The 19,097-nt window shown below is 60.4% G+C and carries 22 protein-coding genes and 1 riboswitch; of the genes, 15 read left to right on the top strand and 7 right to left on the bottom strand.

From position 1 onward, the window contains the following. Positions 1-167: 167 nt before the first annotated feature. The 3 genes from yidC to rpmH form a co-directional block, all read right to left on the bottom strand. Complete coding sequence (gene yidC, locus ACS3WB_RS02060) at positions 168-2,000, bottom strand: membrane protein insertase YidC (protein ID WP_438273892.1); 1,833 nt, start codon at positions 1,998-2,000, stop codon at positions 168-170. Between the two features lie 86 nt (positions 2,001-2,086). Then, a complete protein-coding gene (gene rnpA / locus ACS3WB_RS02055; protein WP_438273891.1) occupies positions 2,087-2,422 on the bottom strand; it encodes a ribonuclease P protein component in 336 nt (111 codons plus the stop codon). Positions 2,423-2,445: 23 nt separating this feature from the next. Further along, the gene (gene rpmH / locus ACS3WB_RS02050; protein WP_006609582.1) at positions 2,446-2,580 is read right to left on the bottom strand and encodes a 50S ribosomal protein L34; all 135 of its coding nucleotides are present in this window, start codon (positions 2,578-2,580) and stop codon (positions 2,446-2,448) included. Positions 2,581-2,892: 312 nt separating this feature from the next. Between rpmH and ACS3WB_RS02045 the strand changes: the two genes are divergently transcribed. The 7 genes from ACS3WB_RS02045 (at position 2,893) to ACS3WB_RS02015 (ending at position 7,654) form a co-directional block, all read left to right on the top strand. After that, positions 2,893-4,371: an ATP-binding protein gene (locus ACS3WB_RS02045; RefSeq protein WP_438273890.1), complete on the top strand. Its 1,479-nt coding sequence runs from the start codon at positions 2,893-2,895 to the stop codon at positions 4,369-4,371. 581 nt (positions 4,372-4,952) lie between these two features. Then, positions 4,953-5,309: a hypothetical protein gene (locus ACS3WB_RS02040; RefSeq protein ID WP_438273889.1), complete on the top strand. Its 357-nt coding sequence runs from the start codon at positions 4,953-4,955 to the stop codon at positions 5,307-5,309. 62 nt (positions 5,310-5,371) lie between these two features. Beyond that, a complete protein-coding gene (locus ACS3WB_RS02035; protein WP_438273888.1) occupies positions 5,372-5,668 on the top strand; it encodes a hypothetical protein in 297 nt (98 codons plus the stop codon). A gap of 120 nt (positions 5,669-5,788) precedes the next feature. After that, positions 5,789-5,965: a hypothetical protein gene (locus tag ACS3WB_RS02030; RefSeq protein ID WP_438273887.1), complete on the top strand. Its 177-nt coding sequence runs from the start codon at positions 5,789-5,791 to the stop codon at positions 5,963-5,965. Positions 5,966-6,322: 357 nt separating this feature from the next. After that, positions 6,323-6,517, top strand: coding sequence for a hypothetical protein (locus tag ACS3WB_RS02025; protein WP_438273886.1), 195 nt, complete (start codon positions 6,323-6,325; stop codon positions 6,515-6,517). Positions 6,518-6,810: 293 nt separating this feature from the next. Continuing rightward, positions 6,811-7,155: a hypothetical protein gene (locus ACS3WB_RS02020; protein WP_438273885.1), complete on the top strand. Its 345-nt coding sequence runs from the start codon at positions 6,811-6,813 to the stop codon at positions 7,153-7,155. 88 nt (positions 7,156-7,243) lie between these two features. Then, positions 7,244-7,654, top strand: coding sequence for a hypothetical protein (locus ACS3WB_RS02015; protein WP_438273884.1), 411 nt, complete (start codon positions 7,244-7,246; stop codon positions 7,652-7,654). 467 nt (positions 7,655-8,121) lie between these two features. Here ACS3WB_RS02015 and ACS3WB_RS02010 read toward each other — a convergent pair whose 3' ends face one another. Together ACS3WB_RS02010 and ACS3WB_RS02005 are read right to left on the bottom strand one after the other, a co-directional pair. Continuing rightward, on the bottom strand, positions 8,122-8,529 hold the full coding sequence (locus ACS3WB_RS02010) for a hypothetical protein (protein WP_438273883.1): 408 nt from the start codon (positions 8,527-8,529) through the stop codon (positions 8,122-8,124). 939 nt (positions 8,530-9,468) lie between these two features. Further along, positions 9,469-10,734, bottom strand: a complete 1,266-nt coding sequence (locus ACS3WB_RS02005; RefSeq protein WP_438273882.1) for an MFS transporter — start codon at positions 10,732-10,734, stop codon at positions 9,469-9,471. A gap of 413 nt (positions 10,735-11,147) precedes the next feature. On the opposite strand from ACS3WB_RS02005, the gene ACS3WB_RS02000 reads away from it, so the two are divergent. The 4 genes from ACS3WB_RS02000 to ACS3WB_RS01985 all read left to right on the top strand — a co-directional run bounded on the left by ACS3WB_RS02000 (position 11,148) and on the right by ACS3WB_RS01985 (position 12,858). Then, positions 11,148-11,870 (top strand): Crp/Fnr family transcriptional regulator, encoded by a 723-nt coding sequence (locus ACS3WB_RS02000; protein WP_438273881.1) that lies wholly within the window; start codon positions 11,148-11,150, stop codon positions 11,868-11,870. A gap of 208 nt (positions 11,871-12,078) precedes the next feature. Continuing rightward, on the top strand, positions 12,079-12,282 hold the full coding sequence (locus tag ACS3WB_RS01995) for a hypothetical protein (RefSeq protein WP_438273880.1): 204 nt from the start codon (positions 12,079-12,081) through the stop codon (positions 12,280-12,282). Beyond that, entirely contained in the window at positions 12,279-12,449 is a 171-nt protein-coding gene (locus tag ACS3WB_RS01990; RefSeq protein ID WP_438273879.1) for a hypothetical protein, read from the top strand. Before ACS3WB_RS01995 ends, ACS3WB_RS01990 begins: the two co-directional genes overlap by 4 nt. A 268-nt stretch (positions 12,450-12,717) precedes the next feature. Next, positions 12,718-12,858, top strand: coding sequence for a hypothetical protein (locus ACS3WB_RS01985; RefSeq protein ID WP_438273878.1), 141 nt, complete (start codon positions 12,718-12,720; stop codon positions 12,856-12,858). A 142-nt stretch (positions 12,859-13,000) separates the two neighbouring features. On the opposite strand, the gene ACS3WB_RS01980 is transcribed toward ACS3WB_RS01985, so the two are convergent. Next, positions 13,001-13,366 carry a hypothetical protein gene (locus tag ACS3WB_RS01980; protein ID WP_438273877.1) on the bottom strand — a complete coding sequence of 122 codons (366 nt, stop codon included), beginning with the start codon at positions 13,364-13,366 and terminating at the stop codon, positions 13,001-13,003. 278 nt (positions 13,367-13,644) lie between these two features. Between ACS3WB_RS01980 and ACS3WB_RS01975 the strand changes: the two genes are divergently transcribed. The 4 genes from ACS3WB_RS01975 to ACS3WB_RS01960 all read left to right on the top strand — a co-directional run bounded on the left by ACS3WB_RS01975 (position 13,645) and on the right by ACS3WB_RS01960 (position 17,113). Then, complete coding sequence (locus tag ACS3WB_RS01975; RefSeq protein WP_438273876.1) at positions 13,645-13,920, top strand: hypothetical protein; 276 nt, start codon at positions 13,645-13,647, stop codon at positions 13,918-13,920. Between the two features lie 71 nt (positions 13,921-13,991). Further along, positions 13,992-14,195, top strand: a riboswitch (cobalamin riboswitch). Positions 14,196-14,406: 211 nt separating this feature from the next. Further along, on the top strand, positions 14,407-15,432 hold the full coding sequence (locus ACS3WB_RS01970; RefSeq protein ID WP_438273875.1) for a FecCD family ABC transporter permease: 1,026 nt from the start codon (positions 14,407-14,409) through the stop codon (positions 15,430-15,432). After that, complete coding sequence (locus ACS3WB_RS01965; protein ID WP_438273874.1) at positions 15,429-16,211, top strand: ABC transporter ATP-binding protein; 783 nt, start codon at positions 15,429-15,431, stop codon at positions 16,209-16,211. Before ACS3WB_RS01970 ends, ACS3WB_RS01965 begins: the two co-directional genes overlap by 4 nt. Before the next feature lie 116 nt (positions 16,212-16,327). Beyond that, positions 16,328-17,113, top strand: coding sequence for an ABC transporter substrate-binding protein (locus ACS3WB_RS01960; RefSeq protein WP_438273873.1), 786 nt, complete (start codon positions 16,328-16,330; stop codon positions 17,111-17,113). A 183-nt stretch (positions 17,114-17,296) separates the two neighbouring features. Here the strand turns inward: ACS3WB_RS01960 and ACS3WB_RS01955 are convergent, their stop codons facing one another. Continuing rightward, positions 17,297-18,883, bottom strand: coding sequence for a winged helix-turn-helix domain-containing protein (locus ACS3WB_RS01955; protein ID WP_438273872.1), 1,587 nt, complete (start codon positions 18,881-18,883; stop codon positions 17,297-17,299). Between the last annotated feature and the right edge of the window lie 214 nt (positions 18,884-19,097).

The raw sequence follows: 19,097 nt of genomic DNA, 5'->3' as shown, positions 1-19,097 counted from the left end.
GGGCTTTCAGACGAATAGCTCCCGAGCTTGCGGCCGAACCGGCTTAGCCGGTTCTGCCCGGGCGAAGCAATCCTGCATGACGTGGCCTGGTCCGGGACAGCCTCGTCGCCGTTGGGACGACGCTCCGCGCCGCCCTTGAGCTTCGCGCAACGGCAACCACGAAGACGCTACGTCGTCTTCGCCGGCTTGTCGGAGGATTTGCGGCGGAAGGTGGACTTCACGTTGTCGAACAGTTCCACCTTCACGCCATTGCGGCGCATGATGAAGCTCTGCTGGATCACCGACAGCGTGTTGTTCCAGGCCCAGTAGATCACGAGACCGGCCGGGAACGCCGCGAGCATGAAGGTGAAGATTACCGGCATCCAGTCGAAGATGATCTTCTGGGTTGGGTCCGGCGGCGTCGGGTTCAGCTTCATCTGGAACCACATCGTGATGCCCATGATGATCGGCCACGCGCCGATCGCCAGATACGGACCAAGCAACGGCACCGTCGAGGGATCGTAGGGCAGCAGCCCGAACAGATTGAAGACGTGGGTCGGATCGGGCGCGGACAGGTCCTTGATCCAGGCGAAGAACGGCGCGTGACGCATTTCGATGGTCACGAACAGCACCTTGTACAGCGAGAAGAACACCGGAATCTGCAAGACGACCGGAAGACAGCCCGAGATCGGGTTGATCTTCTCCTTCTTGTAGATTTCCATCATCTCCTGCTGCAGCTTCATCTTGTCGTCGGGAAAGCGTTCTTTCAGCGCGTTGATCTGCGGCTGGACCGCCTTCATCTTCGCCATCGAGGCGTAGGACTTGTTGGCGAGCGGGAAGAAGACCAGCTTGACCAGCACGGTCACCAGCAGGATCGCGATTCCGAAATTGCCGAACAGGTGGAAGAAGAAATCCAGCGCGAGGAACATCGGCTTGGTGATGAAGTAGAACCAGCCCCAGTCGATCAGCAGATCGAAATGGTTGAGGCTGAGCTGCTTGTTGTAGCCGCCGAGTTGCACGAACGGAAAATTGATGCCGACGACGCCGGCTTCCTTGGCGCCGGCGAACAGGCGCGTATTTGCCGTAGCGGTGCCGCCGGCCGGAATGGTCTGCGCGTCCTCCAGATAGTCGGTCTGATAGGTCCTGACCTTGCCGACCTCGTTGGACGAGAAGCGGGCCTGCAATCGGGCGCTGGTTTCGGGCAGCAACGCCGAGGCCCAATATTTGTCGGTGATGCCGAGCCAGCCGTTGGTGACGTTGAAACTGACCGATTTCGCTTCGTCGATCTTCTTATAGGTATATTCCTGCAACTTCTGGTCGCCGAGATAGCCGATAAGACCTTCATGCAGGATGTAGTAGCCGGAAACCGCCGGCGTGCCGTGCCGTGAGATCAGCGCGAACGGATACAACGTCACCGGCGCGTTGCCGGCGTTGGTGACGTCATCCTTGACCGTGAACAGGTAGTGGTCGTCCACCGTAACGGTGCGACGGAAGGTCAGCCCTTCGCCGTTGTCATATTTCAGAGTGACGGGAGAGGACTGCGTCAGCGCGCCCGACCCTTCCTGCTGCCACACGGTATTCTGGTCCGGCAGTTTCACGGTCGACCCGGCGGCCGGCACCCATCCGAATTCGGCATAATACGGATTGGCCGTGCCGGAGGGCGAAAACAGCTCGATCGCAGGCGACGTGGGGTCGACGGTTTCGCGGAACTTGGTCAGCAAAAGATCGTCGATGCGCGCGCCCTTCAGCGAAATGCTTCCGCTCAGCCGGGAGGTGTCGATCTTGATGCGCGGGGTGGCCGCAATGGCGGCGTCGCGGCTGACCGTCGTGGTTTCCGCCGCCGCGTGATCGGGGCCGGGCGCATTTTTCGCCGGCTCGGTCTGGGATTTGTCCGTCTGGCTCTGCGCCTGCTGCGCGACCCGATCCTTTTCCATCTGCGGGATGTTGTAGAAATACTGCCAGGCGATCAGGACGAGGCCCGACAGAACGACGGCGATGATGGTATTGCGGTTGTCAGACATCGTTCCGATCTCGGTTCAGGGTCTCGTCATTCGGTTCGGGTTGAAGCTCGATTCGCCGTTGATACCGCCGATCTTGATGCCCGCGATCATCCTGGATGCTGGCGATCGAGGCGACGGAACGCCGAACGCAGGTCATCGAGCATGACGGCGAAACCGCGGTCGAGCGCAGCACGGCGGCCGATTACCACATAATCGCTGTGCGGTCGCATGGATAAGGCGCCCACGCGCTTCACCAATTCGCGAAGCCTGCGGCGGATGCGATTTCGCTCGGTTGCGGTGCCGTTCTTCTTGGTCACCGTGAAGCCGATCCTGATCGGGCCGTCATCGTCGCGGCTGCGATTTTGCACCACGAAGGCGGGAGTGTTCACCCGCAGCCCGTTGGCAACGGCGAGGAAATCCGCCCGCTGCCTCAACCGCTCCATGTTGAAATCTCGGGGAGATTTGCTCAGGCGCTCAGGCGCTTGCGGCCGCGTGCGCGCCGCGCGGCAAGAACCTTGCGGCCGCCGGTCGTCGCGAGGCGGGCACGAAAGCCGTGGCGGCGCTTGCGCACCAGTTTGCTGGGTTGATAAGTCCGTTTCACGGGGGTCTCCGCTGACCGGGCAAGTCGCCTGATATTGAGGTTAAGCCCGGGAATGCCGACCCGAACCAGGCCGATTTCGGCCCGAACGAGCCGCCCCGGCTGAAACCGGGTCATCGCGGACAGTTGGCGCGGCTTATAAGGGAGTGACCTCTTTTCGTCAATCTTGCCCTCTAGCGTTTCCCCGCGATGGCCGAATTGGCCAAATCCCGCATTGGGTTTATATTATCGACGTGTTTCAGCAGTTTTCCCGGCCAACGGTTCGGGACAAATGCGGGTCACTGTCAGTTTGCCGCAGGTCTGCGGAGGGCAGCCGTGTCACAGGCGATCGAACAACTCCGGGTGCGGGCAGCGCGTTTGTCATTGCGCGGCCGGCTCGGCCTGTCCGGCAAGCTCCTGCTGCTGACGATCCCGCTGGTGATGATCGCTGAAATCCTGATCTACGTCCCGGCGATCGCCAATTTCCGGATGAACCGCCTCAACGACCGCCTGGCGGCCGCAAACACGGCCGCGCTGGTGCTCGACGCGGCGCCGTCGGGCACAGTGCCTGATTCGCTCGCGCGGCAAATTCTCGGCAGCATCGGCGCGCGGGCCGTCGCCATCAAGATGGGCCAGCAGCGCCGCCTGCTCGCCAGCGCGGATCTGCCGGCAGCGATCGACCATGACATCGACATCCGCACCATGACGCCGTGGTCGGCCGTTATGGGTTCGTTCGAAACCATGCTGGAGAGCGGCAACCAGGCGATCCGCATCATCGGACCGGGTCCGCGCGGTGCGCAGTTCATCGAAGTCGTCACCGACGAGGAGCCGTTGCGCCAGTCGATGTACCGTTTTTCGCGCAACCTGTTGCTGGTCTCGCTGACGATCGCGGTTCTCACCGCGGCGCTGGTCTATCTGGCGCTGCATTATCTGTTCGTCCGCCCGATGCGGCGTCTGACCGCGAATCTTGTGGGCTTCCACCAAAATCCCGAGAGCTCGGCGCGGATCATCGTGCCGTCACAGCGTGGCGACGAAATCGGCGTCGCCGAGCGTGAGCTCTCCGACATGCAGCGCGACCTGGTGTCGATGCTGCATCAGAAGAGCCGGCTCGCGGCGCTCGGCCTCGCGGTGTCGAAGATCAATCACGACCTGCGCAATTTGCTGGCGTCCTCGCAGTTGCTGTCTGATCAGCTTGCCAGCGTACCCGATCCGCGGGTGCAGCGATTCGCGCCGAAGCTGATGCGCTCGCTGGAGCGCGCCATCGCGTTCTGCCAGTCGACACTGTCTTACGGTCGCGCGCAGGAGGCCGCGCCCGACCGGAGGAAAATAGCAATCGAGCCGATCGTCAACGAGGTGCGCGAGTCGGCCGGACTTGCCGCGGAAGGGTCAATCACCTGGATCAACGCGATCGAGCGCGGCCTTACAATCGATGCCGATCCGGATCAGCTTTTCCGCATTCTGCTCAATCTGGTGCGCAACGCGGCGCAGGCTCTGGAAAGTCAGCCGCAAGGCGATGCCGCGGCCCGGCAGATCAGGATCACCGGCCGACGCGAGGGTTCGGTGACGATCATCGAGATCTCCGATACCGGCCCCGGCGTGCCGCAACAGGCCCGCAATCATCTGTTCGAGGCGTTCCAGGGATCGGCGCGTCCGGGCGGCAGCGGCCTCGGCCTTGCGATCGCGGCGGAACTGGTGCGCGCGCATGGCGGCGACGTCAATCTGGTGGAAGGCACCATCGGCGCGACGTTCCGGATCGCAATTCCCGATCGCCCGGTGGAACTGCTGACCATTCGCAACGAACGCGCGCGCGCCTAGACTGGACAACGCGGGAATCAGCGACCCGTCATGTCCGGCTTCATCCCGTGCATCCACGTCTTTGAAAATTTTCAGCGAAGACGTGAATGACCGAGAGATATAGCGTTTTCGATCGGAGTGGATACCCGGTTCGCTTCAATAAAACGCATCAAATCAAACCGCGCTTCTGATTCCATCAGAAGCTGCAAAACTTGAGGCGAGCGGAATCAACACCGTTCTTTGAACGGCTATGGCAGCTAACGGATCAGTTTGTTTCCGTCAAAACGGAAACCCATCTATCACAAGTTGATTGCGTGCGACGCGACGGCGGATATGAGCCAATCGGAGCCGATACGAATCGCGATTACGCCCTTCTCCACCGCGCAATGCCGTTCGCGATTCGAACCGCTGGAACGTTTGCGGGGAGACGGACATGCCACTCGTCAATCTTACCTTGACGCGTGCTTTCGGACAGCTTCCGAAGATTTCCGTTTGCACATTCTGGTCATATCAGATTCACCGAATGACCGCATAAACCTCGGGCGTTCGACATTTTTCGACGATACATCTCATGCGCATCTCGAACTGAACCGGAGCAGATCATGCGCACGTTTACATTATCAACAGTTCTCGCCTTGCTTTTAGCTGGATCGTCTTTGGCGGTCGCACAAACCTCACCTCCCGCTTCACAGTCCCAGACGAAGTCCGAGGGAGGTGTGGCAATTCGAAGTATCCAGGTTATCGACGTGGAAGAGTTGAAAGCGGACGTACGCTCACAGGTCGATGCCCTCGTCACGAATACTAAGCAGGAGGAAATCAAATCCCTGCGGGCCTCTCTCGAGGCGATCCCGGAAGCCGTGTCTGCTCTGAAAGCAAAAGGTCGCAACGCGGCCCAGGTCGTCGCCATCAATATCGACAAGGAAGGCGTCCTGACCATGTTTACGAAGAAGACAACCTGATCAAGCGAGCTCGTTCACAAAAGCTCGGTAAAAGCCCTTTGAAACGGCACCCAGGAGCCGCCATGAAACTGAATGCGAAGCAGGTGCAACAGACCCTGAACCAGATGGACGCACAGGTGCTTCCCGACGATCATCCGGCCGCCCGGAAACTGTGCGAGCTATTCGGCGACCACACCTTCTTTGTCGACGAGAGCGGCCTGAAGGTTTTGGAATCGACTGAGCCAGTGGCGGCAGCGGAAGCGCCAACGGGCTCGGTGGTCAGTCTCGCCAACTGGAACGATGGAAAATTCAGCAGCCTGAAGCCTCACGACCCTGCACTGACGGGTGCTGTGATCGTCTTAGGACAGTCGAAACAGTGAGACGACAGCAGTCACATTCCGACGCGGCCGCTTCATCAACCGCGCCGCGAGACAAGCAGACCTTGCTCATCGGACCGGCTGTGTTAAACCGCGCTCCCATCGACCAATAGGAGTGCTGACTTGTCCAAGAAGACAAAGATAATCCGCCGCGAGTGGACCCGGGACGACGTGAAGACTCTTAAGTCACTTGCAAAACAAAAGGCCGGCGTCGCGAAGATTGCAAAAAAGCTGAAGCGCACTCCGGGTGCAACGGCGGCCAAGGCTCATATACTCGGCGTATCGCTGAGCACGCAGTAGAAAAATGGTCCCTGCTTCAGCAAACCGGGACCATTTCGCGTCGTCCTGCACCGATTATTTTCGAGAACGACGGATAGCGGCCCGAACAAGCTTCTGAGGCGGCGATGGAATGAGCAGCCCCAGCGCTGATTCCAGCAGGCGTCGAACTTTGCGCATCATTGGATATTCCTTTCAAATAGTTCTCAAACAATTCCGTACATAAACGCGGGACCATGAGATTCCGTTCCGCGCCGGATCGGAACCAAAGCGCAAGACATATGTTGTGCCACGGTCATTGCGCGAAAGATTGCGTTCGCGAAACAGGCGGCTGCTCACTCAAAAGGGGAGAAAGGCACTCGCAAGAGTGAAGGGCAATCCATGAGTTTCGACAAATTCCGAAAGACGACTTTGACGGACCGGCTGACTGAGTTCGCCCGAAATGCACGTGATGAAGCTGAAACGCTCGACCCGGGACCTGAACGTCAGGCGCTATTAGAGAAAGCGCGCAAAGCCGAAGCTGCGAGCGAGATCGACGTTTGGGCTAAATCTTACCCCCTGCAGAAATCCAAATAGATTCATTCGCAGGACGCTGGGATGCGCTGTCGCAACAGACCGGCTTGATGATTGAATTTGGACCGAGCGCCGGGGCGTTCCTGTAAAACCGCGTTCTTGTCGGCCGCGGCTGAGACCTGCCAAGCGAGCATTGCGGCGATAGGGGAGGTTCCGGTCACCAGCCGACAATGCCGCAGGCCCATCGAGCACCTATCGTTGGCCCGTCGATCCGACGAAAGTGCAGGATCTCACGTCCTGATAAAATTAGAATTGTTAATTCAGAAACCGGTCGTGGGCGCCCGCGTTAGAAGCAGATGAATGACGATAATCTGCGAGCGTACAGTGAACGAGCCTTGGTCATCGTGATCATGGGAACGATTTCGCTGGTCGCCTTCCTGAGCTTTTTAGGATCATCCACCTCTGAGGTCAGTGAAACGGCATTCTCATCAGCACGCCTTCGAAATCCGGCTGTGGTCACCGAGTGGCAGGAACAACAAAAGGAGACTTTGATCTCCGATCGGAGCGGGAAAAATCCGAACCAGCAAATCCAACAGCCAGAGCGGGCCGACAGCGAAGCCGTAGCCAGGGAAGCCGTAGAGAAAGAGATGAGCGATCCGAACGATCGTCAACGAAATACAGAGTACGGCGGCGGCAGCTAGACGCTAGGGCTTGAGAGGCCAGAGGGGGCCGCGTATCAACCAAGTCGCACTTGAGGGCGAGCCTGACAGACCGGGGACGGATAAAACCGTGCAGAGCCCGTTCTTGATTGCAACAGAGCGCACGGGCTGCCCTGACCCTTGGTCCGTTCCGCCATCCGTCCCGACGTTCTCCCTGCAGCCTCACTTGATCATTTGTCCGATTCAAATAATTTTATGCATCTGTGAAAATTGGTCTCAGCACTTTTTAGCTATTGGTCAGGCGTCGGCTGGAGATCATTTTACAATGCCCGCGGTGCTTGAAGACCACGGATTACCCCTTGTTCAATTGAAGGAGCGGCGTCGCGACTTGATAATCGCGCTGATGGGACAACACGGTCCCATATCAGAGCAGCAGATTGCGGAAATCGCTTCGATCCAAAGTGCAATCGTCGCCTTTGAAGCAGTTCTTGACGACCTGGATGCCGAGGCGGAACTCGCATTACGAGATCGCGCGGCATAATGGTTTCTACCCGGTTTCCGGGGGCGGCAGCCGGTCTTTACCGGTCCTTCACCAGACCACGGGAATCTGACCTGAGCCTAATTTGGCGTAGGGCAAAGGCAGGCTGGGGCCCCGGCTTTTGAAGCCGCTAAGCTTCGCGCGAAGTGGATGCCCGGTTCGCGTGAAGAAAATGTCTCAAACAAAATCTTGGAGCCCCGCTTCTGATGCCGTCAGAAGCGAAGAAGGCTCCAGGAACGAAACCGCCATACCGACAGCCTGACTTTCGTTCGACGTCCGCGGCATCAAATCCGCGGTCCGCGATCGTTCGCTGTCCGGCGCGCTTCGTTTGGTGGCGTGGTGAAGAACTCGCGTGCGAACCCCTCTTGACGCGACGGGTCATCCGGGGTCGCGAGACATTCCGGGTGACCTCGTCGATCAGAATTATCCGACAGAGTCGGTGTCCTCGTGAGGAGCGTGCTCGCAAGGTCCTAGCCGCAGGAACAACCATGATCCTCTTTGAGTTTCTCGGCGACTTCAGTCGGCGCGATCGAGCCCGCCGTCACCTTCGCGACCGGCTCAGCGGTCGTACCCTGGTTGAACGGGCAAGAACCAATCGAGCCGATCATTGAATCGGAGAAATACGTCAGCGTCTGATAGGTGATCCAGGGACCATTGCCGGTGCCGAATGGCGACCAGGTCCAGTAGGACCATCCGAAGAGCGTACCGTTGCAGCATCCCTCATAACTGCGACGGAAGGGCGACCAACTGAACCTGGTGCGCCAGGGAAGGAAGTCATACCGGTATTTGACCTCCGTTTTCGTCTTCCTGCAGGGATAGGGAATGAAACCCCACTTCCAGCATACGCCCCAGTATCTAACCGTAATCGTCTCTCGCATTCCACAAGTCATGGTGATTTCTCCTCCATTGGGATGGGACCTCTTGATCTCCCATGACCTGCATGATGAAGCCTTCCATTCGCTGGCACCGTGAGGTGAGTCACATAGGCTCGAAACGTCTATGTCGAACTCCACCCAATGCGTTGCACCGCGCGGAAACCGGATGCCAAGCGGTTGAGTTTCGACAACATCCCTCGGATTCGGGCATCACGCTTCGTGCACGCGCAGCACCGGTCGTTCCTGCTGCCAATGCGCGCCCAAAATGCAAGCTCGTTTGAGCACACGACATCGTCGCAGCGCTTATCGACGGGCTGCGCCATGGCGTTTCAAGCGAAGTGGATACCGGTTCGCGCAAAGAAAACGCGGCAAACAATAATCCGCAGCTTCGCTCCTGATTCAATCAGAAGCCAAAACGCTCTAAGCGTTTAGCGCGCGAAAGAGGTTGCTCCGATTGCGCTACTGAGGTTGGGCGTCCAACTGGTGCCGCAGCGCATCGATCAATCGTTGATCGTCTGTGCGAACCCTGAGGTATCCATTCCATGTGATCGGACCAATTTTTGTTGGACCCGTCGCATAGTGTTCTTTGAGCGTTCTGAATTGCTCACGATGCCGGGGCGGAATGAGAAGTTCCATCGCAAGGCTCCTCTCGGTCAGTTTATCGGTTAACGAATCGATCGCTCTCATGCGAGAGCGGTTTTCTGGCCAGAGTATGTCAACGACGTCCCTTCGGAGGAGACTCCGATGAATAAAGTGGACCGCGGCCTGATTGACGCGTTCGGGAAGCGATGCCTGCGCGGGTGGTCAAATCCCTCAAGTCGCGCACGGGTGGACACGTTGCGCTTTGCATTCACGCCGCTCACTCCGAAATGGAGACGAGGCTTCGGTGATGCCGAGAGTGCAAGGGCTGCAATGCCCATGGTCGCATGCTGTCCGACCCCATCAAGTCCCTCCCCTGCCAGCCGCGGAAAGCGCAGGTGTGGCACGTCCCGGCCTGCCGGCGCAGGCGGGCTTGAGCAGCGATGCGAATATCACCCAAAGCCCGACCGAGACGGTGGCGAACGCGCCAAGGATCAGGAACATCGGTCCATAGCCCAACTCCTGCGCGATCCAGCCCCCGATCGCGGGACTGATTGATGCACCCACGCCTTGAACGGTCATGACAGCACCCTGGCCGGCATTGACCCGTCCGGTGCCGTCGAGAATCCTTGCGACAAGGCCGGGTACGGCCACGCTCTGCAGGCCGGCGCCGACGCCGTCGAGAATCTGGACCGGATAGACGCCCCACTTGTTGAGCAGCCACGCGGCGATGACGCCTCTTATGGGCAGGGCAATAAACGACATCAACAGGACCAGCCAGTAGCCCTCCTTCTCCGCCATTCGCATTGCGACCAGCGAGGTCAGGATCATCGTGCCCTGTGCAATCACGATCGTCATGGCGACGAAGCTTGCCGGATCGGTATGCTTGTCGGCGACCACGGCCAGCCCATAGAGCGGGAGCATTGCCGCGTTTCCAAGATGGAAGAAAAGCAGGGCCGCGGCGAGGATCAGCAGCGGCTTCGTCTCGACCAGCACCTGAAATCCGCTGGCGTGGCCATCATCTCCGCCCTCGTGCTCGAGTCCACGAGCGGCGTCATCGTCGATGGAATCGCTCGGGATCATGAGCACGGAGGCGATGGAGAGGACGCCGAAAGCCGCAGCCAGCCAGAACACGGCCGTGAAGCCGTAAAGCCAGCCGAGCAATCCGGAGAGACCGGCGCCCACCATGTTGCCGGCATGGTTGAAAGCCTGGTTGCGGCCATTCTGACGATTGAAGCCGGCCTGGCGAACAATGCCAAGCGTAATCCCGGCAACCGCCGGTCCGATCGCAGCGCCCGCGATTGCGGTCGCAATCTGTGACGCGGCCACCAGCCAGAACTCCTGCGACAGCAACACGATGCCTGATGCGAGAACCGTGCAGATGCCGGGAATGATGACGAACAGCTTCTTGCTGCGCGTGGCGTCGATCAGGGCGCCCGCCGGCGTAGTCATGAGCATGCCTGCGATGCCGCCGGCTGTCATGACCGTTCCAATCAGGCCGCTCTGCCACCCGTGGGCAAGCAGGAATACGCCGAGGAAAGGACCGATTCCGGCCTGCATGTCGGCCATGAAGAAATTCAGCGAAAGCAGCGGCCTGAGCGCTGTCTGCCGGGATTGGACGGGCGTCATCGGATTTCTTCCCATCAGCCATTCCCGATCAGAACGGTGCCGGCCACGGTCGACGTCGCGCCCGATGCGGCCAAGGCTTCATCCACAGCCACACCTATCATGCCAGACCGGCTGATGATGAGCGACATCAGAATATTGGCGATGACCGTGACTTCCGCAAATGCCGAGCCAACCGTTTACGACAAACAACGGACGGCGAGAACGAATTCAGGGGCGATCATCCGCGAGCGGAGTCCGGGTTACTGGCTTCGCCGGAGGCGGCATCAACGATGTAATGATTCTCGCCAGACCGGAGTCATGTGCACAATTGCACAGAACTCGCGCCGCTTCCGTGCATTAAAGGATTATCATCGCAAGCGAACATCGGTGACGAGAACGCTCGTTGCGCTCCCGCCCATTTCAGGAGGAGCGCTATGGCGAATGGTCACTTCAGCAATGATTTACTGGCAAGACTCGACGAGCCCACATTCGCTGCGATCGAACCCCACCTGCGAATCATGCAGTTGGAGACGGGGTACGTCCTCGCTGAAACAAATGCACGTATTGAAAGGGTTTATTTCCCCCACGGCGGGATCATTTCCTGCGTCGTCGAGCTGATCGGCGGCGGCGCGATTGAGTCGGGAATGATCGGTAAAGACGGCCAATTCGGTGCCGGGGCCGCGCTCGATCACAAGGTTTCGCTCAATTTCGTCATCATGCAAGTTGCAGCCCATGCTTCCGTCATTGACGCGGACAAACTGCGTCTTGCGGCACAGGAGATTCCAAATCTCCGCGACATGATGATGCGGTACGAGCAGTTCTTTTTAGCGCAGGTCCAGCAGACGGCGGCGTGTAATGCGGCTCACTCGGTCAGCAATCGCGCCTGCAAATGGCTGCTGCGAATGCAACGCCTCGTCGGCGACGATCTGAACTTGACGCAGGAGTTCCTCGCCCAAATGATGGGGGTGCAGCGCGGCGGCGTCAATGCCATCGCCCAGGATCTGCAAAAACTCGAAATGATCACGTATTCGAGAGGCCACATCCATATCTTGGACCTTCCGCGCATCCAGCAACGAGCCTGCGAATGCGATGCCGCAATCAATGCGCACTTCGAGGAAATCTTCGGATCAAAGCCCATGCGATCTTCGGCGGCTTGATACGAGGTGGCTGTCAACGTCAGAGTCTTCTACCAGACAGACGCGCGCCCTTCGCACGAGTATCACGATCCCATGGACAGGGTCGAACGCGCTTTTGCCATCGCCGCTATCACAGGATTTGTCCTGTTGACCGGGGCTCTGACCGGCCTGTGCAGCCTTCCCCCACCACCTGGCGTCTCTTCGCTCCCTTCAATCTCGGAAACCGCAAATGGCCAAGCCGCGCCGCCGATACAAACAGCTCACCACTCTTCCAGATAGACTGGCCTTCTGGGCCAGCAAGGTCCGCGAGCAGGCGGACAAGCTCAATCCCGGTCCGGAAAAGGACGCGCTGCTCAAGAAAGTCACCCAGGCTGAGGAAGCCTCCCATTTCGATGACTGGGTCAATTCATCCCAGCTAAGAAAGCCCAAGTGACCGTAACCGCCGGCGATATCGCAAGATACCGCGCGCGAGCCGAAACCTGCCGCCAGGAGGCGAAGCGGGCCCGGGGCGATGCCGATAAGCAGGCCTGGATGGAAATGGCGCGCGACTGGATGAAACTTGCAGACAGAGGCGAAGGGCGCGCTTCGGAAGAGGCCTGATCTGGAAACCGGACGTCCGCGGACGGGAGCCGGTTCGCGTGAAGAAAACGCGTCAAATCAAACTCATAGAGTCCCGCTTCTGATTTAGGCGGAAGCGGAGGCCTCCCGCGCGCTCGATGGTCCGCCGCTCGGGAACGTCCTTTGGAACTCCTTCTTCGCACGAGCATTATCTGGCTGGAACGGGATTGCTCCCTGCAATCCCCGAACCCAACTCAGCCCGCTGCGTGGCTTGGCCCGGCGGGCCTTTTCCGTGAGAGGAGACTTTCATATGGATGAGATGGACGGGCAGGATCGGATGCCGCAGGAACCGACTAACAATCTATTCCTTGCCGCAGGCAGCTTTGGCCTTCTGGCGTTTCTCGTCGGATTCGGAATTCTGGCGGCAATCGGTCTCGGACTTTTATACTGACGCTTCTATATTGATGTTTTCCGCGTCCCGAAGGGTTCGCGATTCCAGAATCCGCTCACCGCTCTCGCGGGGCGACCTAGTGAGATCATCGACCAGACCGTCCCGTCTTCGCAAGACGGGACGGATAGTCTTTACGCGCTCTTCAGTTCAAACGATTGGGAAACGGAATCTCGCCATCGACCGAGAAGTGCTGGAATTCATCCTTCAACGACGGATCGCCAAACCGCTCCTGCAACTCGAATGCGGCCTCTCTGCTCAGGCATGGCATCACCTCGCCCTTCACGTTGAGCGGATCCGGCGGCGCTTCGCGCTTGATGGGCATCATCGCAAAGCCGCACTTTGCCTGGGCGTCGGGCCACAGAGCAAACACGATACTGCAACGCGCGAAACTTTCGCGAAGAAACGCATCGTCTTTTTGCATCAATCGATTAAAAGCTTCAGCGCCGTGTTCCAAGGCCCGGCGCAGCGAGCTGATCACGAAGCCATTGAATTCATCATCTTCGATCATTGATCTTCCTCTAGCCTCGATAAGGAATTGGTTTGCTGCCCTGCACGGCGAGCATCTTTCCGATAACATATCCCGAGGATCCATCAAAACGTCCTGAATGGCCGTTGTTTCAAAGATTTCTTTGAAATATCGCGTGGTTCGGATGGAATATGTCCAAGTGCCGGCCGTTTGAACGTCCTTCCGCGCCCTATTTTCGGCCGGAGCCAACGAGTCCGGCGACGGCAAGCATGTGGGCGGCAGGAACAGCCGTACCGCCGGCTGCTGAATGGAGCGACCCTATGATCAAGGTTCAGCGCGTCGGCGAGGGCGAGTTCGAGGCCGTGGTCCGCGACGAAAACGGCGAGAGCCGCCACCGCGTCACGATGTCTGACTCCAAGAGCAAGCAGCTGACAGCCGGCAAGCACTCGCCTGAGCGCTGCGTCGAGGCCGCCTTTCACTTCCTGCTCGACCGGGAGCCCAAGGAGTCGATCCTCGCGCGCTTCGATATTTCGGTGATTTCACGCTACTTCCCAGAATTCGAGCAGGAGCTGCCGCGTTATCTCGCGCAGCCCTGACTGGATGCAACTCGCTGATTTCGCGCCAATGCAGGAATGCGTTCGCGGCTTGCACGGCTGGTTCCACTGTGCTTGTTTGCGGCGTCATCGGTGCCTCCCGAGGGAGGTGAAACGGGAACGCGGTGCGGGGATATGACCCCAACGCCGCGGCTGCCCCCGCAACTGTAAGCGGCCATCCGCGTCCATTCCGCTGCCGAACATGCCGCGCATGTGAGGAAAATCGGATCCGGATAACGGCCGCGAGCCAGGAGACCGGCCGGCGACGCCTTCGGAGCATGATCCCGAAAAGTGGCAACCGGTTTTCGGCTAAGATCATGCTCGATCAAAGGAAAAGGCCAGACTCTGTTTCAACGTGATTGAATCAGACTCTGGTGCGCGCGACGGTGGGTCGGCGGAAAGGATCGTCATGGTCTCCCGAATTTTGGGTTTCCCGTACTGTGCTGCCGGACCAGCCGGTCCGATGATCTGCCGCGTTTCCAACGGCGCATGATGATGCAAGATATCGCGGCCCGCCGACGAGCGGTCGTAACGGTCGCGCTATGTGCGGGTGTCACGGGGCTGACGCTGGTGTCGCTCGGCATTGGTCCCGTAAAATTGTCGCCTGTCGCCGTTCTCGAGGCCTTGTTCGGAGGCGGCAGCGAGGTCCAGCGAATCATCGTGCAGGACATTCGCCTGCCGCGCGCGATCCTCGGACTTGCGATCGGCGCCATTCTCGGTTTGTCGGGTGCGGCCCTGCAGGGACTGCTGCGCAATCCGTTGGCGTCGCCCTCGCTGTTCGGCGCGCCGCAGGCAGCGGCATTCGGCGCGGTGCTGGTCATCGCGCTCGGAGGTATCGACGTGCGTTCCTTCGCGCTGCCGGCCGCGGCCATCGTCGCAGCGTTTGCCTCCGTGTTCGCGTTGCTCGCGGTCGCGGGACGCAATGCCAGCCTGCTGATCCTGATCCTTGCCGGGCTTGCGATCTCCTCGCTTGCGGGAGCCGCGACGTCACTGACCATGAACCTGTCACGCAATCCCTTCGCTGCGCTGGAGATCGCGTTCTGGCTGCTGGGTTCGCTGGAAGACCGCAGCTTTCGCCATGTGATGCTGGCGCTGCCCTTCATCACCGCGGGCGCCGCGATCCTGATGAGCCAGCGCCATGCGTTTCGCGCGCTCAGTCTCGGCGAGGAATCCGCGCAGAGCCTCGGCGTCGATGTCGGACGGTTGCGGCTATGGGCGATCCTCGGCGTCGCGCTCGGCGTCGGCGGCGCGGTGGCGGTCGCGGGGGCCATCGGTTTCATCGGCCTGGTCGCGCCGCATCTGATGCGTCCGCTGATCGGTTACGACCCAGCGCGGCTGATGGTGCCGAGCGCGCTGGCCGGCGCGGCGCTGCTGCTCGCGGCCGATATCGCGGTTCGTCTCATTCCCTCGACATCGGACATCAAGGTCGGCGTGCTGACCGCGCTGATCGGCGTGCCGTTCTTCCTGTATCTGATCGTGCGCGAGCGCCGCGCGCTGGGCGGAGGCCTCGCATGAGCGAAGCCGCCATTCTCACTGCCTCGTCGTTGTCGGTGAGTCTCGGAAAACGGGTAGTCCTGAGCGACATTTCCCTGGCGCTGCCGCGCGGGTGCCTTGCCGCGCTGGTCGGACCCAATGGCGCCGGCAAGACCACCTTGCTGCGGGCACTGGCGGGCCTGTTGCCATCGGAGGGGACGATCGAGGTTTGCGGCGACGCGCTGTCCTCGCTCACCCTTCGCGAGCGCGCGCGCCGTTTCGCCTATCTTCCGCAGGGTCACCAGATGCACTGGCCACTGCCGGCGCGGGACATCGTGGCGCTCGGGCGCTACCCGCACGGCGCGGTCGATCCGGCGCGGCTGACAGGGGCGGACGCCGCGGCGGTGATGCGGGCGATGCAGGCGACCGACGTGACAGGTTTGAGCGATCGACCGGTGACGGAATTGTCCGGCGGCGAGCGCGGCCGCGTGGCGCTGGCGCGGGTGCTGGCCGTGGAAGCACCAATTCTGCTGGCCGACGAGCCGACCGCAGCACTCGATCCGCGCTACCAGATCGAGGTCATGACCAGGCTGAGGACCGCGGCCGACACCGGAACACTCGTCATCGTGGTGACGCACGATCTCGGGCTCGCGGCGCGGTTTGCGGATATCGCTCTCGTGCTGTCCGACGGGCGTCTGGTGTCGCAGGGACCGCCTGCGACCGCGCTCTCGGAAACAATCATCGAGAATATTTTTCGCGTCAGGACCTATCGGGCCGACTATCAACGCGAAACCGTCATCGTTCCATGGTCGGAGGCGTGATCGCGATGCCGCCTGTCGCGCGGTTGCATCGTCTTTGCAAGGCGATCCGGGCCTGCATAAGTCAGAGAAGCGGCGATCTTGCTGCGGCTGTTCTGGTACTAACCGTCGGGATTGCCATGCAGGCGCGGGCCGCCGATCTGCCGCGCGTTGCATCGATCAACGTCTGCACCGATCAGCTTTTAATGACGCTTGCCGATCCCGCTCAGATCGTCGGTCTCAGTCCCTACGCGCGGGATGCCGCGCGCTCCTGGGCGGCGGCCGAGGCGCGGAAATATCGGCGGCTGTCGGGCGAAGCGGAGGATGTGCTGACGCTCAAGCCCGATTTGGTTGTCGCCGGCCTCTACATGAAGCGAGCGACGCGCGAATTGCTGAAACGGCAGGGAATGAGGGTCGCCGAATTCGATATCGCAAGATCGATCGATGACGTGAAGGAGCAGATCCGCCGGATGGGCGGTCTCGTCGGGCATGCAGATCGCGCGGAAGCCCAGGTCGCGCGTCTCGATGCCGCGATCGCCCGCGCGAGGCAAGCGGTGGCGCGCAAACCCTATCGGGTGCTGGCGCTGTCGCGACGCGGCTGGGTTTCTGGCGATGACAGCATCACCAGTGCGTTGCTCTCGATCACGGGACTGTCGAACGCCGCGTCCGGCCTCGGCAGCAACTCCAGCGGGTTTGCCACGCTCGAAGCCATTGTGGCTGATCGGCCGGACTTCATCCTGATATCCGACGGCCGCGACGTTGCCGAGGACGAGGGCAGCGCGCTGCTGCTTCATCCGGCGCTCGAAAAGCTGTATCCGCCGTCGCGGCGCCTCATAATTCCCGAGGATCTCACGGTATGCGGCGGGCCGATGCTGTCCGACGCGCTGGACCAGTTGGTCGCGGAGCTGAAGCGTGTCGGGGGTTAGAGGCTCTCACCGTTTCACGGAAACGATGAAAGTTTCCAGGTTTTGATCTGACGCGTTTTCTTCACGCGAACTGGATTCGACTTTGCTCGAAAGCGCTAAAAGCGGTTCGCGTTTTAACGAACAGGCTGATCCATCATGACCGGTCATAGCTGTGGATGCCCGGCATAAAGCCGGGTTCTGATTCTAGCGACCCTCGTCCGCCTTGGAAGGCCGGCCCACACGCCAGCCAAATGTTCGAGAGACGGGTTCGGGTACGACTTTTCGTCCGAAGTGACGGACCATGTGGCTCACCAGTCCATGCATGACATTGCGGCGGTGTTCGCGGCTGTCGAAGCGGCGCGCGAAGACATTGTAGAAATACGCCACGAGCTTTCGCGCGCGTGCTTCGGTGAGCATCGGGAGAACTGCTTCGATATCCGGCGGCAGCTTGCGGGCTTTTGGATCGGCCATGAGAACGCCGATTTCCTGACGGGTCGCCGGTTTGATGGCGTAGAGCTCGGCGCAGGCCCGCTCCAGGGCCGGCCGCTGGTTCGCCGCCAGCAACGCGGTGCATTTGAGCACCAGCAGATAACGATGAAACGCGGAGCCGGGCTCCGACATCTCCATTCCGTCGTCGTAGAAGGCGATCGCCTCGGCAATGTCGCCGCGGCACATGCGAATCTGTCCTTGCAGGGCAAATGAGGCGGCAAAGGCCGTACTATTCGCAAATGCCTCGTCGGCCAGTTGCGCCGCCAGATCCGAATGCCCGCGGTCGATGAAGAACAGGAGCTTCGCCACAGCCAGCACAAGAAGCGGATTGTCCTGGACCTTCGAAAGATTGGCGAAGGCGAGAGCTTCCATCTCGTCCTCGATCGCCAACCATGCGGCGGCCGACATCATCTCGTCCGCATCGAGCGCCTGACTGAGCAGGCGAGCGTAAAGGTTCAGCCCCCACATGATCGCGAGCGTCGGATCGTCGGGACGCGCGGCCCGCGCGCGCTCAAGCTGCCCCTCGTTCTCGCGCCAGATCGCCGGCGTGCGCGAAAGGATATCGGCCGCGTCGTACAAACGCACTTCGAGCGGCGCGTCACTCGAGGCAGCGACCGCGTTAGCCGGAACTGCGAGGTGCGTCCAGATGGCCGACTTCACCTCGGCTGCGAGGACGTCGATCGCGCCGGCCGTGTTGCTGTTTTCAAACCGCGCACGAAACGCGCCGATCACATGCCGCGACCTTGCGTGACGCAGCACGAATGCGGCGTGCAGTGTTTCCGCCTCGGCGCGAAAGCTTGCATCAAGGCCATAGATCACATCGTGAGGCATCGGCATGCCGGGGCGCCAGTCCGGCGCGCAACTCACCTTGCGACCCGTTCCGATCTGCGAGTCGAGCTTCACGGTCAGCTTGGCGAGAACCGTTTGCGCGCGGTCGGTCTGCTCCCGCAACCCGTAGACCGGACCAATGAGAAGGAACGCCGAGTCGGGCGCGGGTGCGGCAAGCTGCGCGATCCATACATAGCCTTCGCCATATTGGGTCGCGATGAATCGCGGCTGACGCGCGCTGTCGCCCAGCGTCCTGCGCAGGCGGTTGACGATAAAATCGATATTTCGCTCGTTGGTTTCACTGGCGTCGCGCGCCATCAGTTCGACCAGCCGGGGTCGCGTCAAAAGCTTTCCGGCATTGTTGGTGAAATGCAGCAGCAGCGCGCGTTCCTGCCGCGTCAGACGCTGTTCGGCCCCGTCGTCGCGCCTGACCGACAACATCTCGTCGTCGAACACCAGATCGTTGAAACGCATTCCCCGCACGTCGTGCCCTCCCCGGGGCGCCGGTCATAACGGCAAAGCCGGTTCGCACATTATAGTCGTCGATAGTTCGACGGCGAAAGTCGAGGCCGATCCCGCGGCACTGTCGAGGTTCGCGCACAACGCGCAATATTTCTGGTCAGGCCAAAAACGCTGTTTTCAAATACTGGCACAACAATCTTTTGCTAGCTCTTTTCCGGAACGCGCC

It is taken from the genome of Nitrobacter sp., from assembly GCF_051535215.1.
In the GTDB taxonomy this organism is placed as follows: Bacteria; Pseudomonadota; Alphaproteobacteria; order Rhizobiales; family Xanthobacteraceae; genus Nitrobacter.
The sequence above is the reverse complement of the archived record's forward strand: the minus strand, read 5'-3'. Positions and strand labels throughout refer to the sequence as shown.

What these genes read in the sequence shown, in the direction of transcription:
- yidC (WP_438273892.1), bottom strand. Translation starts at nt 2,000, where the DNA reads ATGTCTGACAACCGCAATACCATCATCGCCGTCGTTCTGTCGGGCCTC.
- rnpA (WP_438273891.1), bottom strand. Translation starts at nt 2,422, where the DNA reads ATGGAGCGGTTGAGGCAGCGGGCGGATTTCCTCGCCGTTGCCAACGGG.
- ACS3WB_RS02040 (WP_438273889.1), top strand. Translation starts at nt 4,953, where the DNA reads ATGCGCACGTTTACATTATCAACAGTTCTCGCCTTGCTTTTAGCTGGA.
- ACS3WB_RS02035 (WP_438273888.1), top strand. Translation starts at nt 5,372, where the DNA reads ATGAAACTGAATGCGAAGCAGGTGCAACAGACCCTGAACCAGATGGAC.
- ACS3WB_RS02025 (WP_438273886.1), top strand. Translation starts at nt 6,323, where the DNA reads ATGAGTTTCGACAAATTCCGAAAGACGACTTTGACGGACCGGCTGACT.
- ACS3WB_RS02020 (WP_438273885.1), top strand. Translation starts at nt 6,811, where the DNA reads ATGAATGACGATAATCTGCGAGCGTACAGTGAACGAGCCTTGGTCATC.
- ACS3WB_RS02010 (WP_438273883.1), bottom strand. Translation starts at nt 8,529, where the DNA reads ATGCGAGAGACGATTACGGTTAGATACTGGGGCGTATGCTGGAAGTGG.
- ACS3WB_RS02005 (WP_438273882.1), bottom strand. Translation starts at nt 10,734, where the DNA reads ATGACGCCCGTCCAATCCCGGCAGACAGCGCTCAGGCCGCTGCTTTCG.
- ACS3WB_RS02000 (WP_438273881.1), top strand. Translation starts at nt 11,148, where the DNA reads ATGGCGAATGGTCACTTCAGCAATGATTTACTGGCAAGACTCGACGAG.
- ACS3WB_RS01995 (WP_438273880.1), top strand. Translation starts at nt 12,079, where the DNA reads ATGGCCAAGCCGCGCCGCCGATACAAACAGCTCACCACTCTTCCAGAT.
- ACS3WB_RS01985 (WP_438273878.1), top strand. Translation starts at nt 12,718, where the DNA reads ATGGATGAGATGGACGGGCAGGATCGGATGCCGCAGGAACCGACTAAC.
- ACS3WB_RS01980 (WP_438273877.1), bottom strand. Translation starts at nt 13,366, where the DNA reads ATGATCGAAGATGATGAATTCAATGGCTTCGTGATCAGCTCGCTGCGC.
- ACS3WB_RS01975 (WP_438273876.1), top strand. Translation starts at nt 13,645, where the DNA reads ATGATCAAGGTTCAGCGCGTCGGCGAGGGCGAGTTCGAGGCCGTGGTC.
- ACS3WB_RS01970 (WP_438273875.1), top strand. Translation starts at nt 14,407, where the DNA reads ATGATGATGCAAGATATCGCGGCCCGCCGACGAGCGGTCGTAACGGTC.
- ACS3WB_RS01965 (WP_438273874.1), top strand. Translation starts at nt 15,429, where the DNA reads ATGAGCGAAGCCGCCATTCTCACTGCCTCGTCGTTGTCGGTGAGTCTC.
- ACS3WB_RS01960 (WP_438273873.1), top strand. Translation starts at nt 16,328, where the DNA reads ATGCAGGCGCGGGCCGCCGATCTGCCGCGCGTTGCATCGATCAACGTC.
- ACS3WB_RS01955 (WP_438273872.1), bottom strand. Translation starts at nt 18,883, where the DNA reads ATGCGTTTCAACGATCTGGTGTTCGACGACGAGATGTTGTCGGTCAGG.